The organism is Serratia sp. BNK-4 (assembly GCF_048685115.1).
In the GTDB taxonomy this organism is placed as follows: Bacteria; Pseudomonadota; Gammaproteobacteria; order Enterobacterales; family Enterobacteriaceae; genus Serratia; species Serratia bockelmannii.
Genome location: NZ_JBLQTM010000001.1, coordinates 1,379,944 through 1,396,358, shown reverse-complemented (window position 1 = coordinate 1,396,358; position 16,415 = coordinate 1,379,944). Strand labels below are relative to the sequence as shown.

17 protein-coding genes are annotated in these 16,415 nt (G+C 60.5%); 9 read left to right on the top strand and 8 right to left on the bottom strand.

All coding sequences use genetic code 11. The features are described from left to right. Window positions 1-87 precede the first annotated feature (87 nt). Together ACMGGW_RS06745 and ACMGGW_RS06740 are read left to right on the top strand one after the other, a co-directional pair. Window positions 88-1,527 carry a DUF2867 domain-containing protein gene (locus ACMGGW_RS06745; RefSeq protein ID WP_197832212.1) on the top strand — a complete coding sequence of 480 codons (1,440 nt, stop codon included), beginning with the start codon at window positions 88-90 and terminating at the stop codon, window positions 1,525-1,527. A gap of 158 nt (window positions 1,528-1,685) precedes the next feature. Beyond that, window positions 1,686-2,696, top strand: coding sequence for an NAD-dependent epimerase/dehydratase family protein (locus ACMGGW_RS06740; protein WP_004928393.1), 1,011 nt, complete (start codon window positions 1,686-1,688; stop codon window positions 2,694-2,696). Here the strand turns inward: ACMGGW_RS06740 and ACMGGW_RS06735 are convergent, their stop codons facing one another. Continuing rightward, window positions 2,697-3,533: an N-acetylmuramoyl-L-alanine amidase gene (locus tag ACMGGW_RS06735; protein WP_197832213.1), complete on the bottom strand. Its 837-nt coding sequence runs from the start codon at window positions 3,531-3,533 to the stop codon at window positions 2,697-2,699. A gap of 185 nt (window positions 3,534-3,718) precedes the next feature. Here ACMGGW_RS06735 and ACMGGW_RS06730 point away from each other — a divergent pair, with 185 nt between their 5' ends. Beyond that, window positions 3,719-5,179 (top strand): DUF3300 domain-containing protein, encoded by a 1,461-nt coding sequence (locus ACMGGW_RS06730; protein ID WP_197832214.1) that lies wholly within the window; start codon window positions 3,719-3,721, stop codon window positions 5,177-5,179. A 49-nt stretch (window positions 5,180-5,228) separates the two neighbouring features. On the opposite strand, the gene ACMGGW_RS06725 is transcribed toward ACMGGW_RS06730, so the two are convergent. After that, a complete protein-coding gene (locus ACMGGW_RS06725; RefSeq protein ID WP_004928400.1) occupies window positions 5,229-5,552 on the bottom strand; it encodes a heavy metal-binding domain-containing protein in 324 nt (107 codons plus the stop codon). Between the two features lie 159 nt (window positions 5,553-5,711). Between ACMGGW_RS06725 and ACMGGW_RS06720 the strand changes: the two genes are divergently transcribed. From ACMGGW_RS06720 to artJ (ACMGGW_RS06695), 6 genes are all read left to right on the top strand, one after another. Next, window positions 5,712-6,254 (top strand): lipoprotein, encoded by a 543-nt coding sequence (locus ACMGGW_RS06720; RefSeq protein WP_043137760.1) that lies wholly within the window; start codon window positions 5,712-5,714, stop codon window positions 6,252-6,254. 264 nt (window positions 6,255-6,518) lie between these two features. After that, on the top strand, window positions 6,519-7,247 hold the full coding sequence (gene artP / locus ACMGGW_RS06715; protein ID WP_142590589.1) for an arginine ABC transporter ATP-binding protein ArtP: 729 nt from the start codon (window positions 6,519-6,521) through the stop codon (window positions 7,245-7,247). Window positions 7,248-7,279: 32 nt separating this feature from the next. Beyond that, window positions 7,280-8,011: an arginine ABC transporter substrate-binding protein gene (gene artJ / locus ACMGGW_RS06710; protein WP_049205963.1), complete on the top strand. Its 732-nt coding sequence runs from the start codon at window positions 7,280-7,282 to the stop codon at window positions 8,009-8,011. A 9-nt stretch (window positions 8,012-8,020) separates the two neighbouring features. Next, window positions 8,021-8,737: an arginine ABC transporter permease ArtQ gene (gene artQ / locus ACMGGW_RS06705; RefSeq protein ID WP_197832215.1), complete on the top strand. Its 717-nt coding sequence runs from the start codon at window positions 8,021-8,023 to the stop codon at window positions 8,735-8,737. Next, the gene (gene artM, locus ACMGGW_RS06700; protein ID WP_033637817.1) at window positions 8,737-9,405 is read left to right on the top strand and encodes an arginine ABC transporter permease ArtM; all 669 of its coding nucleotides are present in this window, start codon (window positions 8,737-8,739) and stop codon (window positions 9,403-9,405) included. Before artQ ends, artM begins: the two co-directional genes overlap by 1 nt. Window positions 9,406-9,604: 199 nt before the next feature. Beyond that, complete coding sequence (gene artJ, locus ACMGGW_RS06695; RefSeq protein ID WP_015377297.1) at window positions 9,605-10,339, top strand: arginine ABC transporter substrate-binding protein; 735 nt, start codon at window positions 9,605-9,607, stop codon at window positions 10,337-10,339. A gap of 32 nt (window positions 10,340-10,371) precedes the next feature. Here artJ (ACMGGW_RS06695) and rlmC read toward each other — a convergent pair whose 3' ends face one another. The 6 genes from rlmC to potF form a co-directional block, all read right to left on the bottom strand. Continuing rightward, on the bottom strand, window positions 10,372-11,502 hold the full coding sequence (gene rlmC / locus ACMGGW_RS06690; protein WP_049207976.1) for a 23S rRNA (uracil(747)-C(5))-methyltransferase RlmC: 1,131 nt from the start codon (window positions 11,500-11,502) through the stop codon (window positions 10,372-10,374). Window positions 11,503-11,571: 69 nt separating this feature from the next. Next, the gene (locus tag ACMGGW_RS06685) at window positions 11,572-12,051 is read right to left on the bottom strand and encodes a YbjO family protein (protein WP_049205956.1); all 480 of its coding nucleotides are present in this window, start codon (window positions 12,049-12,051) and stop codon (window positions 11,572-11,574) included. A 104-nt stretch (window positions 12,052-12,155) separates the two neighbouring features. After that, window positions 12,156-13,001, bottom strand: coding sequence for a putrescine ABC transporter permease PotI (gene potI / locus ACMGGW_RS06680; RefSeq protein WP_151428723.1), 846 nt, complete (start codon window positions 12,999-13,001; stop codon window positions 12,156-12,158). Then, window positions 12,998-13,960, bottom strand: a complete 963-nt coding sequence (gene potH / locus ACMGGW_RS06675; protein ID WP_038629107.1) for a putrescine ABC transporter permease PotH — start codon at window positions 13,958-13,960, stop codon at window positions 12,998-13,000. Before potH ends, potI begins: the two co-directional genes overlap by 4 nt. Before the next feature lie 24 nt (window positions 13,961-13,984). Then, window positions 13,985-15,118: a putrescine ABC transporter ATP-binding subunit PotG gene (gene potG / locus ACMGGW_RS06670; RefSeq protein ID WP_197832216.1), complete on the bottom strand. Its 1,134-nt coding sequence runs from the start codon at window positions 15,116-15,118 to the stop codon at window positions 13,985-13,987. 122 nt (window positions 15,119-15,240) lie between these two features. Beyond that, window positions 15,241-16,350 carry a spermidine/putrescine ABC transporter substrate-binding protein PotF gene (gene potF / locus ACMGGW_RS06665; RefSeq protein WP_025302235.1) on the bottom strand — a complete coding sequence of 370 codons (1,110 nt, stop codon included), beginning with the start codon at window positions 16,348-16,350 and terminating at the stop codon, window positions 15,241-15,243. Window positions 16,351-16,415: the final 65 nt, after the last annotated feature.

Genomic DNA, 16,415 nt, shown 5'->3' with positions numbered 1-16,415 from the left:
CGACTTATACCCATACAAAATGTGCATTTAAACCCTGAATTTGGCATCCTGTCGTTCTGCCAATCCTCTACCGCACAAGGCGGCCCGATGACACCCCAACGCGTACTGGTTCTTGGAGCCAGCGGCTATATAGGCCAGAACCTGATCCCGCGCCTGATCGAACAGGGGCACCAGATTACCGCCGCCGCGCGGCGCATCGAGTGGCTGCAGGAGCAGAACTGGCCGCAGGTCAACTGCCTGTATGTCGATCTGTACCGCCCGGAAACTCTGAGCGCGGCGCTGTGGGAAATCGATACGCTTTACTATCTGGTGCACGCGATGGGCGACGGCGACGACTTTATCGAGAAGGAACGCCAGGCGGCGGAAAACCTGCGCGACGCGCTACGCAATGCCGGCGTCAAACAGGTGATCTTTCTCGGCGCGCTGCAGCCGAACGACGACAGTTCGCCGCACCTGGCGGCCCGCCGCCTGACCGGCGAGATCCTGCGCCAGAGCGGTGTGCCGGTGACCGAGCTGCGCGCCGGCATCATCGTCGGCCCCGGTTCGGCGGCGTTCGAAGTGATGCGCGACATGGTCTATAACCTGCCGGTGCTGACGCCGCCGCGCTGGGTGCGCTCGAAGTCCTCGCCGGTGGCGCTGGAGAACCTGCTGGTTTACCTTGCCGATCTGCTGGCGCACCCGGCGGAGGAACACCGCATCTTCGACGTCGCCGGGCCTGAATACCTCAGCTATCAGGATATGTTCAAACGCTTTATCGCCATCAGCGGCAAGCGGCGCTGGCTGATCCCGATCCCCTTGCCGACGCGACTGATTTCAGTGTGGTTCATCAGCCTGATCACCTCGGTGCCGACGCCGATCGCGCGCGCGCTGATCCAGGGCCTGAAGCACGATCTGCCCGCCGACGGCAAACCGTTGCAGGCCCTGATCCCGCAACGTCTGCACACCTTCGATCAGGCGGTCACCGCCACGCTGCAGCGCGAACTGGAGGTGGTCGATTCCGCCGACTGGGGCTACGATCCGGCGGCGCGGGCCCGCTGGCGCCCCGGCTACGGCTATTACCCGAAACAGGCGGGATGTTCGCTCGACACCGCCGCTTCCAGCCAGGCGCTGTGGCAAACGGTGCAGCAGTTGGGGGGCGAGGAAGGCTATTTCTACGCCAATATCCTGTGGCGGATCCGCGCCCGCATGGACGACATGATCGGCAACGGCGTGGTCTATGGCCGCCCGGCGCGCGCGACCCTGGCGCTGGGTGACGAGATTGACGGTTGGAAAGTCATCACGCTGAAACCGCTGCGGCAACTGGCGCTGTTGTTCGGCATGAAGGCGCCGGGGCTGGGGCGGCTGAGCTTCACCATTACCGATCGCGGCGATCGCCGCACGCTGGACGTGCGCGCCTGGTGGCATCCGGCCGGCTTCAGCGGGCTGCTGTATTGGTTCGCCATGATGCCCGCACACCTGTTCATTTTTCGCGGCATGGCGAAGCGCATCGCGACGTTGGCCGAGAACCTGGACCGCCAACAGCGCTGAATGCCGTTCATTTGTCGATCAACCGCACAGTTTGCCGCTGTGCTTCGGGGCTTTCCGATTGCATAGCGCACGAAATCACGGAAGAATGGCATCTTATTTGCTGGGAGCGCCGCAAGCGCCCGCCGGTATTCCGATTTTGGGTGAGAATAGAGTCCGTTATGAAGGTATTGGTCACCGGTGCAACCAGTGGGTTAGGCCGTAACGCCGTTGAATATCTGCGCCGCCAGGGCATCAAAGTGCGCGCCACTGGCCGCAACCAGGCGATGGGCGGCCTGCTGGAAAAAATGGGCGCTGAGTTCATTCATGCCGATCTCACCAACCTGATCTCTTCGCAGGCCAAAGCGATGCTAGCGGACGTCGATGTGCTGTGGCACTGCTCCAGCTTTACCTCGCCCTGGGGCACCGAAGAAGCCTTCGAACTGGCCAACGTCCGCGCTACCCGCCGCCTCGGCGAATGGGCGGCGGCCTATGGCGTGGCGCAGTTCATTCACATCTCTTCCCCGGCGATCTATTTCGACTACCACCATCACCGCAACGTAACCGAAGACTTTCGCCCGCAGCGTTACGCCAACGAGTTCGCGCGCAGCAAGGCCGCCGGCGAGCAGGTGATCCAGCAATTGGCGCTGTCCAATCCGCAGACCCATTTCACCATTTTGCGCCCGCAGGGCCTGTTCGGGCCGCACGACAAGGTGATGCTGCCGCGGTTGCTGCAGATGATCAAACGCTACGGCAACCTGCTGCTGCCGCGCGGCGGCGCGGCGATGGTGGACATGACCTATCTGGAGAACGCGGTGCACGCCATGTGGCTGGCGACGCTAAAAGAAGATACGCCGTCCGGCCGCGCCTACAACATCACCAACCAGCAGCCGCGTCCGCTGCGCACCGTGGTGCAGCAGTTGATCGACGATTTGGGCATGAAGTGCCGCATCCGCTCCGTCCCCTACCCGATGCTCGACATGATGGCGCGCGGCATGGAGCGCCTGGGCAGCAAAAGCGAAAAGGAGCCGGTGCTGACCCATTACGGCGTCGCCAAACTCAACTTCGACCTCACGCTCGATACCACCCGCGCGCAGCAAGAGCTGGGCTATCAGCCGATCGTCTCGCTGGAAGAAGGCATCGCGCGCACCGCCCGCTGGCTGAAAGATCACGGCAAACTGCACGGCCTGTAATCAACGCGCCGCGCCGTACTTCACCAGCAGCGCATCGATAATCGCCTCACTCTCTGCATCCGGCTTACCGCGAACATCGTCAGGCCGGAAATGCATCTGAAATGCCGCCAGCACATTGCGCTGCTGCCGCGCATCCCACCACGGGTCGATCGCGTAGCCGTAACGCGCCAGCTTTTCGAGCAGCGGCGCCATCGGTACCGGCGCATGGCGATCGCGCCCCGCCAGCAACCGCTGCACGTCCCGTTCATCCGGCCAGGCGCCGATGCCGGCCTGCGCCAGCTGCCGCCAGGGGAACAGCGGGCCGGGATCCTGTTTGCGCTGCGGCGCGATGTCGCTGTGCCCCACCACGTCCTGCGGCTGAATGCCATAGCGTTGGATGATGTCGCGGCTCAACGGGATCAGCACGGCGATCTGCTCCGCCGTATAAGGCTGCCAATGGGTGAACAGCATGCTGCGGGTGAATCCCTTGTTGACGATTTCGATGCCGATCGAGGTGTCGTTGAGGTTGCTGCGGCCGCGCCAGGCGCTGGCGCCGGCATGCCAGGCGCGCATCGCTTCCGGCACCAGCCGGTACACCGTCGGTTTGCCGTGTTCGCGCTGCGGGTGCGCCGGCAACAGGTAGTGTGCGCTGACGTGTTCATCGGTCAGCGTTTTCAGCGATGAATGAAAGTCTTCCGCCGTATAGTGCATCACCAGAAACCGAATGCGCTGATCGGCGCCCTGCGCCTGATGCAAGGTTTCGAGCTGGTAAGCGCCACGATCGACGAGCGTGTCCTGCTGCGGATTTTGGCATCCCGCCAACAGCGCGGCGGCGATGATCCCTGGCCAAATTTTCACTTATCCTCCTGATTGACGTCCGTGAGATGTAACGCGACGCGATTGACCTGTATCCAATCATCACGTTCGTCGAGAAATGATGACAGACAACGCCGATGTGCAAGCGAGTGTTGCTCCCGACTGGCGGCCTTTCCCGCCCATGATAGTCTCAAAGTATCATCTGCGCCGAAAGAGCGGAGTCGAACATGTTGACGCCACGCTATCTGTCCTGGTTGCTCTGTGCCGCCATGCTGCCGCTCAGCGGCTGCGATCGGCAAAAAGTCGCTGACGCGATGGGGGCAAGCGCACCGTCCCCGGCCGCGCCCATCGCGAGTGCCAGTACGCCGGCCTATACGCCGCTGACTGCCGACCAGCTGTACCAGTTGGTCAGCCCGGTGGCGCTGTTCCCCGACAAGCTGCTGGCGCAGGTGTTGGCCGGCGCGGGTTATCCTGACCAAATCAACGCCGCGGATGCCTGGCTGGCGCAAAACCGCGGGTTGCAACCGGCGGCGCTCAGCTCGGCGGCCGACGCTCAGCCCTGGGATCCCAGCGTGCGCGGCCTGGTGCAATTCCCCGACGTGCTCGATCAAATGGCGAAAAACATCCCCTGGACCACCGCCCTGGGCAGCGCCTACCTGAACGATCCCACCGACGTGATGAACGCCATTCAGGTGATGCGTCAACGGGCGGCCAGCCAAGGCACGCTGAAAAACACCCCGCAGCAGCGCATCGTCGTGGCCCCCACCACCCGTTACGTTGAGCAGCAGCCCGATCGCCAGCGCGTGGTAGCGGCGCCGGGCGAAACCATCGTCATCGAACCGAGCCAGCCGGATACGGTTTACGTCCCACATTACGATCCCTGGGTGGCCTACGGCACGCCGATCCCAGCCTATCCGAGCTATCGGTATCAACCTTCGGGCTACAGCGGCGGCGACATGTTGGCGGCCGGCGTGATCAGCTTCGGTGTCGGCATTGCGGTCGCCTCATTGTTCAATCAGCACAACAGCGGCTGGCACAACTGGGATATGCGCTGGGACGATCGACGCCAACCGGTGGTCTACCGCGATGCGCCCTACGTATCGCATTCCACCACCGTGGTGAATCGCGTCACCAACATCAATCAATATAACAACGTGAACAATGTGAATCGCAGCACCCATACAGTGAATAACTACAACAATACGACCGCCGCACCGACGCCGCATTTCAACCCGCCGACGCCTAACGCGCAGCCGCGCGTCGCGCCTGCGGCCCATGCGCCGATGACCCTGCCGACCTTTGCGCACACCCAGCCGGTAGCGGCCGCGCCGCACGTGCAACAATCGGTCAACGCGCCCCATGTACAGCAGCCGATGAGCATGCCAACGTTCACGCATGCCGCGCCGGCAGCGCCTCACACGCAGCAACCGATGGCCGTGCATGCGGCTCCGGTACAGACGCATCCGATGCAGGCCGTCGCGCCGGTGCATCCATCCGCCGTGCGGCCACAGGTTCAGGTCGCGCCGCACGCTGCGCCGCCGGTAGTTCGTGAACCGGCAGCGCCACAGCATCCGACGATAGAACGCCCGTTGGCAGTGCCGCAAGCGCGCATCATGCCGCATCCTGCCCCGGCGCCGGTGAAACCGCAGGAACACCGCCCGATCGTCGAGCAGCACAAGGTGGGATGAACCTACAGGATGTCGCCCCGGCGGAACGGCCGGGGCGCGGGGAATGGCGTTAGCGGCTGACTTTCACCGCGGTGCCGCTGACGGTCACCATCAGCATGCTGCCGTCTTTACCTACGGTTTCATAATCGATATCAATGCCGACCACCGCGTTGGCGCCCAGCTCTTTTGCCTGATCTTCCAGCTCTTCGAACGCAATCAAGCGCGCCTTGCGCAGCTCTTTCTCATAAGCGCCCGAGCGGCCACCGACGATATCGCGCACGCCGGCGAAGAAATCACGAAAAATGTTGGCGCCGAGGATCGCTTCGCCGGTGACGACGCCGCAGTATTCGGTGATGGTGAACCCTTCCAGGGTCGGGGTAGTTGAAAGCTGCATCAGAACTCCTTGTTTGATTAATTCAACGTATCTATGACCAGAAGATTGGCGTTATGTTCGCTTAATCAATGGCACGCAGTACGAATGCAAGGCCAAAAAACGCATTTATACTGTAAGCTATCGGTCTTCATGGTAGAGACTTTCACATAAGGTAATAAGATGAAAACAAAAACGATTGCGGCTGTTTTACCCTTAGCGCTGTTGCTGAGTGCCTGTACCACGGTGGAACCGGCATACAAGGATATCGGCACCCGCAGCGGCAGCTGTGTGGAAGGCGGCCCGGATACGGTCGCGCAAAAGTTCTATGACCTGCACATCCAGCAGGGCGCCGGCCTGCCGGACAGTAACCGCCTGGCGCAGCTGCAGCCCTATCTGAGCAAAGTGCTGTATCAGGATCTGGTCAGCGCCGGCCAGAACCCGGGCAAGCACCGGATAACCGGCGATCTGTTCTCCGGCAATGCGCAAGGGCCAAGCAGCGCCTCCGTCGCCAGCGCCTCGACCATTCCTAACACCGATGCGAAAAACATTCCGCTGCGCGTCGACTTAAGCTATCAAAAAGACGCCAACAGCACCGTGAACTGGCAGGACGAAGTGCTGATGGTGCGCGAAGGTACCTGCTGGGTGGTTGATGATATTCGCTACCTGAATGTTCCAGCACACGCCACCAACGGCAGCGTGCGCCAGGTGCTGGAAAACCAGTAACCCGCGATACCCCGGCCGACGCGGGCTTGCCGCGTCGGTCATCCCCGCCGTCAGTCAACAGCTCAAATTTCGTCCAATAGAAAAAATTTCGCTACCGATATCACAGCCTGCGCCACAAATCCCCTCCCTCGGCCTGAGTCGCGGTATCTTGTGCTAATCTTTTACTTTCCCGCCGCACACTCATAAATTTTAACGCACAAAGATTGCATAAGTATTCTGTGGAAGTTAACATTTGCGGCATCAATGTCTATTCAATTCTGGCGCATGAGTATTCAACTTAACGGTATCAATTGCTATTACGGCGCTCACCAGGCGCTGTTTGACATCACGCTGGATTGTCCAGCTGGGGAAACCCTGGTGCTGCTTGGCCCAAGCGGCGCCGGGAAAAGCTCATTGCTGCGGGTGCTAAACCTGCTGGAAATGCCGCGTTCGGGCCAACTGCAGATCGCCGGCAACCAATTCGACTTCAAACAGGCGCCGGGCGAGAAAGCCATTCGCGAACTGCGTCAAAACGTCGGCATGGTTTTCCAGCAATACAACCTGTGGCCTCACCTCACCGTGGTCCAGAACCTGATCGAGGCGCCTTGCCGCGTACTGGGTCTGACCAAGGCTCAGGCGATGGAGCGCGCCGACAAGCTGCTCAAGCGTCTGCGCCTGACCGACTTCGCCGATCGCTTCCCGCTGCACCTTTCCGGCGGCCAGCAGCAGCGCGTGGCGATCGCCCGCGCCCTGATGATGGAACCGCAGGTGCTGCTGTTCGATGAACCGACTGCGGCGCTGGATCCGGAAATCACCGCTCAGATCGTTAGCATCATTCGCGAACTGGCCGGCACCGGCATCACGCAGGTGATCGTCACCCACGAAGTGGAAGTGGCGCGCAAGACCGCCAGCCGCGTGGTGTACATGGAAAACGGCCACGTTGTGGAGCAAGGCGACAGCAGCCACTTTGCGCAGCCACAGACCACCGAGTTTGCCAACTACTTATCACACTAACAATTAACTTGCTGTAATTTGGGGATTTTGCGATGAAAAAACTAATAATCGCCGCCGTTCTGGCCGGCATCAGCGTTTCCGCCTCCGCAGCCGAAACCATCCGTTTCGCTACCGAAGCCTCCTATCCTCCATTTGAATTTATTGACGCCAGCAACAAGATTCAGGGTTTTGATGTCGATCTGGCCAACGCACTGTGCAAAGAGATGCAGGCCGAGTGCACCTTCACCAACCAGGCGTTCGACAGCCTGATCCCTAGCCTGAAGTTCAAGCGTTTCGATGCGGTCATGGCCGGCATGGACATTACGCCAGAACGTGAAAAGCAGGTGCTGTTCACTAAGCCGTACTACGATAACTCGGCGCTGTTCATCGCGCAGAAAGGCAAAATCGCCGACGTGACGGCGCTGAAAGGCAAGAAGGTGGGCGTGCAAAACGGCACCACCCACCAGAAATACCTGACCGACAAGCACCCGGAAATCACCACCGTGCCTTACGACAGCTACCAGAACGCCATTTTGGATCTGAAGAATGGCCGCGTTGATGCGGTGTTCGGCGATACCGCGGTGGTCAACGAGTGGCTGAAGCAGAATGACGCGCTGGCGGCAGTGGGCGCCAAAGTGACGGATAAAGACTACTTCGGCACCGGCCTCGGCATCGCGGTGCGCCAAAAGAATACCGATCTGCAGGGCAAGTTCAATGCCGCTCTGGACAAGATTAAGCAGGATGGGACCTATGAAACCATCTACAAAAAATGGTTCCAGCAGTAATACGCCCCGATGAATGAATTACAACCTTTAGCAAGCGCCGCCGGCATGACCGTCGGCCTTGCCGTTTGCGCCCTGATCCTCGGGCTGATTCTGGCGATGCTGTTCGCCGTATGGGAATCGTCCCACTGGAAAGCGGTCAGCTGGCTCGGCACCGCCTGGGTGACCGTGCTGCGCGGCCTGCCGGAAATCCTGGTGGTGCTGTTTATCTATTTCGGCTCGTCGCAGCTGCTGCTGATGCTCTCCGACGGCTTTACCCTCAACCTCGGTCTGTTCCAGTTGCCGATCCAGTTGGCGATCGACAATTTCGAAGTCAGTCCGTTCCTGTGCGGGGTGATCGCTCTGGCCCTGCTCTATTCCGCCTACGCTTCGCAGACGCTGCGCGGCGCACTCAAAGCGGTGCCACAGGGGCAGTGGGAATCCGGCCAGGCGCTGGGACTGGGTAAGGCGGCGATCTTCTTTCGCCTGATCATGCCGCAGATGTGGCGCCACGCCCTGCCCGGCCTCGGCAACCAGTGGCTGGTGTTGCTGAAAGACACCGCGCTGGTGTCGCTGATCAGCGTCAACGATCTGATGCTGCAAACCAAGAGCATCGCCACCCGCACCCAGGAGCCTTTTACCTGGTATGTGATCGCGGCGGCCATCTACCTGCTGGTGACGCTGTTCAGCCAATACGTCATCAAACGCATTGAGCTGCGCGCCACGCGCTTTGAGCGGGGGCCGGTCTGATGATTGAGTATTTACCGGAAATCCTCAAAGGGCTGCATACCAGCCTAACCCTGACCGTCGCCGCGCTGATCGTCGCGCTGGTGCTGTCGCTGCTGCTGACGGTGATCCTGACGCTGAAAACGCCGATCCTGACGCCGCTGGTCAAGATCTACGTGACGCTGTTCACCGGCACGCCGCTGCTGGTGCAGATCTTCCTGATCTACTATGGCCCCGGCCAGTTCCCGGCGATCCGCGACTACCCGTGGCTGTGGAACCTGCTGTCGCAGCCCTGGCTGTGCGCGATGATTGCGCTGGCGCTGAACAGCGCGGCCTACACCACGCAGCTGTTCTACGGTGCGGTGCGCGCCATTCCCGCCGGGCAGTGGCAGTCGTGCGAAGCGCTGGGCATGTCGCGCCGGCAAACGCTGCGCATCCTGTTGCCGTTCGCCTTCAAACGTGCGCTATCGTCTTATTCCAACGAAGTGGTGCTGGTGTTCAAAAGCACCTCGCTGGCCTACACCATCACGCTGATGGAAGTTATGGGCTACAGCCAGCTGATGTATGGCCGCACCTACGACGTCATGGTGTTCGGCGCCGCGGGCCTGGTGTACCTGTGCGTCAACGGCCTGCTGACGCTGCTGATGCGGCTGGTGGAGCGCCGCGCGCTGGCGTTTGAGCGCCGCAACTGAGACCGCCTCTCCCCATGAGCCCCGCCATCGTGCGGGGCTTTTTTTATCTCTGCGGCAATATTTAATCATTTATATTGCATTTTAATTCACTCAATGGCAGGGTTATCAGCAGGCGCACACGCAAAAAACTCTGGCGATTACCAGTAAAAACAAACGATAGCGAATAATCACTTTCAGGATCCAGACAGGAGCTCTACGCATGAAAAAACTGCTGCTTGCCGCGACGATGTTGGCCGGGATGACCTTTAACGCCACCGCGGCCGAGACCATCCGCTTCGCCGCCTCCGCCACCTACCCGCCGTTCGAATCGCTGGACGCCAACAACCAGATCGTCGGCTTCGATATCGATCTGGCCAACGCGCTGTGCAAACAGATGCAGGCGCAGTGCACCTTCACCAACCAGGCGTTCGACAGCCTGATCGCCGCGCTGAAATTCAAGAAATACGATGCGGTGATTTCCGGTATGGACATCACGCCGGAACGCAGCAAACAGGTCGCTTTCACCCAGCCTTACTACGCCAACTCGGCGATCGTGATCGCGCAAAAAGGCAAGTTCAGCTCGCTGGCGGATCTGAAAGGCAAAAAGCTCGGCATGGAAAACGGCACCACCCACCAGAAATACATGCAGGACAAGCACCCGGAGATTAACACCGTCTCTTACGACAGCTACCAGAACGCCATTCTGGAGCTGAAAAACGGCCGTATCGACGGCGTGTTCGGCGACACCGCCGTGGTGAACGAGTGGCTGAAAACCAACCCGCAGCTGGCGCCGGTCGGCGAGCACATCACCGATGCACAATACTTCGGCACCGGCCTCGGCATCGCGGTGCGCCCCGACAACCAGGCGCTGCTGGCCAAGCTGAACGCCGCGCTGGACGCCATCAAGGCCGACGGCACCTACAAGGCCATCAACGACAAGTGGTTCCCGCAATAAGCAATAAGGCCCGGATAACCAGGCCTTATGTTTTATAAACGCCGCACCAGCAGCGTCAACACTTCGTAGTGCGCGGTATGCGGGAACATGTCGAACAGCTGCACCCGTTCGATGCGGTACCCCGGCAACGTCTCGATATCTTTCGCCATGCTCTCGGCGTTGCAGCTGGAATAGAGAATATAGTCCGGCGCCATCCGGCTCAGGTAGTCGCACAGCGCCTGGCCAATGCCGCGCCGCGGCGGGTTAACCAGCACCAGCTGTGGCACCTGGCCTTCGGCGGTGGCGAAGCGGGTGGAGTCGAGCGCCTGAAAATCTACGTGCAACAACCCTAACCGCTGCGCCGACTGGCGCGCGCAGGCGATCGCTTCCGCGCTGATTTCGATGCCGGTCAGCCGCGTTTGCGGCTGCGCACAGTGCAGGCCGAAACCGCCGACGCCGCAGAACAGATCCCACATGCTGTCGATACCCAGCGCGCGCACCCAGTCGCGGGCGGTGGCGTACAGATCGGCGGCCACCTGCGGGTTGGTTTGGAAGAAGCTTTGCGGGCGGATGAACAACGGCACCTGATTGAACTGTTCCTCGAGCGCCTGCTGTTCGGTCAGCGCGATCTCGCGCTCCCCTTCCATGATCGCCATGTGCACCGGCTGAATATTGGCGGAGATCACCTTGAGCTGCGGCAGCTGCTGCTGCAGCCACGGCAGCGCAGCGCGCAGCTGCGCCAGCTTGGTTTCCGAGCGCAGCACGAAACGCAGCATCACGCCGCCGTCGAGCGTGCTTTCGGTCAGCAGCAGGTATTTCAACTCGCCGCGTTTGCGCGCCACGTTATACGGCGTCAGGCCGGCGCGGGCGATGAAGCTTTTCAGCACCGCAAACATCGGCGCAAAGCCGGCGGGATACAGCGGGCAGTCGCTCAGATCGACCGGCGTGCCGTCGCGGTGCAGCATGCCGAGCAGGGGACGCTCCACGCTGCCGCTGACCACCATCTTGGCTTTATTGCGAAATGCGCTCAGCTCCCCCGCCATCGGCTGCAGCCACTGCGCGACGTCGCGCCCGGCCAGCAGCGAGTGCAGGTGATGCTGTTTGTCAGCCAGTTGCTGCGGATAGGGCTTTTCCAGCCACTGACAGGAACGGCAGGTACCCGCCGTATACAAAGCGCAATGCATGAAGATTACCGTGAAGTTCAGGATGACGAATTAAGGGCGCAGAGTTTACCACTCCGCACGCCTAAAATCTCACTTGCGCACGGTGAAGAAGCGGCGGCTGGCGGCAGGAACGAACAGCAACGCCAGGATCACCGCGTCGGGGATCTTTTGCAGGATCAGAACGTGCAGGATTTGGCCGCTGGTTTCCCCCTCCACGGTGAACACCTCGGGGAAGACGCTGCCAATGGTGGCCAACAGCAGGTAAAGCACCACGATGCACTGGCAGACCACATAGCCCCAGCGTCCCCAGTTGCGGCCGCGCATCACCGCAAAGCCACAGCTGATTTGCAGGCACAGCAGCATCAGGCCGGCCAGAAAGATAAAGGTAGAATCCCACGCCTGCGCGCTGGTGTTAACGAACTCCTGTGCGCCGTCGACGCCCAGTTCGCCCAACAACAACACCACGCTGATACACTTGATCGCCACCATGGCGGTGCCCGCCACCATCACCGGCACCGGCGCATCCGAAGTCGATCTCATTCCCTGCCCGCTTTTCAGCATGTCTGACATATCCGTGTTCCGCTACGACGCGCCACCAATACAGATGGCGCATGTAAAGTCAGGTAGTTAGTTGCAATACTTATTGATTGCAAAAATAGCAGGTTTGTTACGATTCAGCTACGGGCCGCCCGCTGTAATTCACGCGATCGTTGTTTTTCCGAACGCGCCATAAACCACCAGGCGATCAGGCCGAGAATGCCCACCACCAGCAGGATCAGGCTGGCCAGCGCATTGATTTCCGGATTCACCCCCATACGCACGCTGGAGAACACCAGCATCGGCAGCGTAGTGGCGCCCGGGCCGGAGACGAAGCTGGCAATCACCAGATCATCCAGCGACAGGGTAAACGCCAGCATCCAGCCAGAGATCAGCGCCGGCGCAATCATCGGCATGGTAATAACGAAGAACACTTTCAGCGGCGGCGCCCCCAGATCCATTGCCGCCTCTTCAATCGAGCGATCCACCTCGCGCAGACGCGAGCTGATCACCACCGCCACATAAGCGGTACAGAAGGTGACGTGCGCCAGCCAGATGGTGAACATGCCGCGCTCCGACGGCCAGCCGAAAGCGTGCCCCATCGCTACGAACAGCAGCAGCAGCGACAGGCCGGTGATCACGTCCGGCATCACCAGCGGCGCAGTCAGCATAAACGCAAAGCCGGTCGAACCGCGAAAGCGGCCGAACCGTACCATCACCACGGCGGCGATGGCGCCCAGCACCACCGCGGCGGTGGCGGAGGCGGCGGCGATGGTCAGGCTGAGCCCCACCGCGCTGATCATCGCCGAGTCGTGAAACAGTTCGGTATACCAGCGCGTGGACCAGCCGGCCCACACCGTCACCAGCTTGGAACTATTAAAGGAGTAGATCACCAACATCAGCATCGGCGCATACAGGAAGGTAAAGCCGACCGTCAGGATGGCGATGCGCCACGGTGAACGCACTACCGGCAAGTTGTTCATTCCTGCCCCCCCATTTCCTTGTTCTGGTGTTTGTGAAACCACAAAATTGGCACGATCAGCAACAGCAGCATGATGGTGGCGACCGCCGAAGCCACCGGCCAGTCGCGGTTATTGAAGAACTCCTGCCACAGCACGCGGCCGATCATGATGCTGTCTGGCCCACCGAGCAGCTCCGGGATCACGAACTCCCCTACCGCCGGAATGAATACCAGCATCGAACCGGCGATGATGCCGCCGCGCGTCAGCGGCACGATGACGCTGAAGAAGGTTTTCAGCGGCCGGGCGCCCAGATCCAGCGACGCCTCCACCAGCGAGTAATCCAGCCGGATCAGCGCCGTGTAGATAGGCAGCACCATAAACGGCAGGTAGGAATAAACGATGCCGATATACACCGCCAGGTTGGTGTGCAGGATCACCAACGGTTGGTCGATCACCCCCAGCCACATCAGAAAGTTATTCAGAATGCCGTTGTTTTTCAGGATCCCCATCCAGGCATAGACGCGGATCAGGAACGAGGTCCAGGAAGGCAGGATCACCAGCAGCAGCAGAATGTTGCGGGTCGACGCCTTGCTGTGGGCCACCGCCCAGGCCAGCGGATAGCCGATGATCAGGCAGCACAGCGTCGAGACCGCCGCCACGCGCAGCGACTGCAGATAGGCGTCGATATACAGCGGATCGTCGGTCAGTTGCAGGTAGTTGGCGAAGTTGAGCGCGATGTTCAGCTTGCCGTCCACCCAGCTCATCAACTCGGTGTAAGGCGGCACCGCCAACGCCAGCTCCGCCAGGCTGATCTTGAACACGATCAGGAACGGCAGCATGAACAGCAGCGTCAGCCATAAATACGGCAATGCGATCACCAGCTTGCGGCCGTGAGCCATCAGCAGGCGGTGGAACAGCGCCTTGAGGGTGCCGGGCGTTTTGGCCGGCGGCTCCGGCGTGCGTTCAGAAAGCAGGGTCATATGGGTTACTCCTCAGCGGCTCCGCTACACCGTCAACACGACACAGCCGTCGGTTTCCCAGCACAGACGCACTTCATCGCCCCAGGTGGGCATCCCCTTGCGGAAACGGTGGCCGTTTTGCAGCTGGGCGCTGATAATCTGCCCGCTGTGCAGCTTCACGTGATAAATAGACAGATCGCCCAGGTAGGCAATGTGCGCCACTTCCCCTACCGCGAAGTTGCAGCCGTCTTCCGGCACCTGTTCGCACAGCAGGATCTTTTCCGGCCGCAGCGCGACCTGGATCGGCACGCCGTCCACCACCGAGGCGTCCGGATCTACTTTGATCGCATGGCGTAATCCGGGGCTTTGCAGGATCAGCGCATCGTCGTGGCGCTCCTGCAATACGCAGTCGAAGACGTTGACCGAACCGATAAATTCGGCGCTGAAGCGGCTATTCGGATGCTCGTAGATCTCTTCCGGCTCGCCGATCTGCACGAACTTGCCACGGTTCATGATGGCGATGCGCCCCGCCATGGTCATCGCCTCTTCCTGATCGTGCGTCACCATCACGCAGGTGACGCCGACGCGCTCGAGAATATCGGTCACTTCCAACTGCATGCGATCGCGCAGCTTCTTGTCCAGCGCGCCCATTGGCTCATCCAGCAGCAGCAGCTTGGGCCGCTTGGCCAGGCTGCGCGCCAGCGCCACCCGCTGCCGCTGGCCGCCGGAAAGCTGGTGCGGTTTGCGTTTGGCGTACTCCTGCATGTGCACCAGCGCCAGCATTTCCGCCACCCGCTCGGCGATTTCTGCCCGCGGCATTTTGTCCTGCTTCAGGCCGAAGGCGATGTTCTGCTCTACCGTCATGTGCGGGAACAGCGCGTAAGACTGAAACATCATGTTGATCGGCCGCTGGTACGGCGGCACGTGCGACATATCCTGCCCGTCGAGCACGATCTGCCCTTCCGTCGGCTGTTCAAAGCCGGCCAACATGCGCAGTAAGGTTGACTTGCCGCAGCCAGACGGCCCAAGCAGCGCAAAGATCTCGCCCTTGTAGATGGTGAGGCTGACGTCTTCGACCGCATTCTGCCCGTCGAAGGTTTTGGTGAGGTTACGGATTTCCAGCAGAGGGGTGAAGACCTTCTGCGACTTGGCTTGAGGACGAGGGATGGCGTCGTTCAATCGGGGTGCTCTCCGGCGTAAAGCGGCACAAAACCACGGCGAGTGCCGTGGCCCAAAACGGCAGTGCAGGCGGGGAGCGCCCGCCTGCCGGTTTACCGACGATCGGGGGTATCCCCCCATCATCACTTCCCGCTTTTAACTTTAGTCCATGCGCGGGTAATGACACGATCCAGCTTCGGCGACTGCACGTTGAGCGTGAACAGCTTGGCGCGCAGATCGGCCGGCGGATAGACGTTCGGGTTCTCGCGCACCTCGGCCTTCACCAGCGGCGTGGAATCTTTCACCGCATTGGCGTAATAGACATAGTTGCTGATGCCCGCCATCACGTCAGGTTTCATCAGGAAGTTCAGGAACTGGTACGCGGCGTCTTTGTTCTTGGCGTCCGCCGGCATGGCGAACATGTCGAAGTAGGTCAGCGCCCCTTCTTTCGGGATCGCATAGGCCACGTTCACGCCGTTCTTCGCCTCTTTGGCGCGGTTGGCCGCCTGCATCACGTCGCCGGACCAGCCGATCGCCACGCAGATATCGCCGTTAGCCAAATCGTTGATGTACTGTGAAGAGTGGAAGTAACGAATGCTCGGCCGCAGCTTCAGCAGCAGATCGTTGGCCGCGCCGGTATAGTCCGCCGCATTGGTGCTGTTGGGATCCTTGCCCAGGTAGTGCAGCACGGTGGCGTAAACCTCACTCGGCGCATCGAGGAAGGAGACGCCGCAGCTTTTCAGCTTCTCGAGGTTTTCCGGCTTGAGGATCAGATCCCAGCTGTCGACCGGCGCGTCTTTGCCTAATGCCGCCTTCACCTTGTCGACATTGTAGCCGATGCCGGTGGTCACCATCAGGTATGGGATGCCGTATTTGTTGTCTTTGTCATTATGTGCAACCAGCTTCAGCATCTCGGGATCGAGATTCTTGTAGTTGGGCATTTTGCTCTTGTCGAGCGGCTCGAAGATGCCGGCCTGCGACTGGCGCTCGAGGAAGTTGGATGAAGGAACCACCAGATCATAACCGGTGCTGCCCGCCATCAGTTTGCCTTCCAACACTTCGTTGGAGTCAAAGACGTCGTACACCACTTTGATGCCGGTTTCTTTCTGGAATTTGGCCAGGGTATCCGGCGCGATATAGTCGGACCAGTTATACACGTGCAGCGTTTTCTCTTCGGCTGACGCCGTGACGGACGCGGCCATCACCAGACCGGCAACCACACCCGATAACCACTTTTTACGTTGGGTGACCATCCGTAACTTCCTCCAAAACAGGGTAAATCATAGAATTGAACTTGTATCTGCAGCGATACAAAACC